The sequence below is a fragment of the Streptomyces albidochromogenes genome (assembly GCF_005981925.1).
In the GTDB taxonomy this organism is placed as follows: Bacteria; Actinomycetota; Actinomycetes; order Streptomycetales; family Streptomycetaceae; genus Streptomyces; species Streptomyces albidochromogenes.
Genome location: NZ_VBVX01000777.1, coordinates 1 through 402 on the forward strand (window position 1 = coordinate 1; position 402 = coordinate 402).

Consider the following 402-nt stretch of genomic DNA (forward strand, 5'->3'; position numbering starts at 1 on the left):
CCCCTGCCTCCACCCCGGCGACGGCTACCCCGCCGCACCCGTGCCACACTCGTCCCATGCGCGTGTACCTCGGTTCCGACCATGCCGGATACGAACTCAAGAACCACCTCGTCGAGTGGCTGAAGGCCCACGGGCACGAGCCCGTCGACTGCGGCCCCCACATCTACGACGCCGTGGACGACTACCCGCCGTTCTGCCTGCGCGCCGCGGAGAAGACCGCCGCGGACCCGCAGAGCCTGGGCATCGTGATCGGCGGCTCCGGCAACGGTGAGCAGATCGCCGCCAACAAGGTCAAGGGCGTCCGCGCCGCACTGGCCTGGAGCGAGCAGACGGCGGCGCTCGGCCGTGAGCACAACGACGCCAACGTGATCTCGATCGGCGGCCGGATGCACACGCAGGAGG

General features: G+C 70.4%; 1 protein-coding gene. It reads left to right on the forward strand.

Going from position 1 to position 402, the window contains the following annotated elements:
* Window positions 1-56 precede the first annotated feature (56 nt).
* On the forward strand, window positions 57-402 hold a 346-nt coding region (locus E2E34_RS35155; protein ID WP_138905815.1), incomplete at its 3' end, for a ribose-5-phosphate isomerase.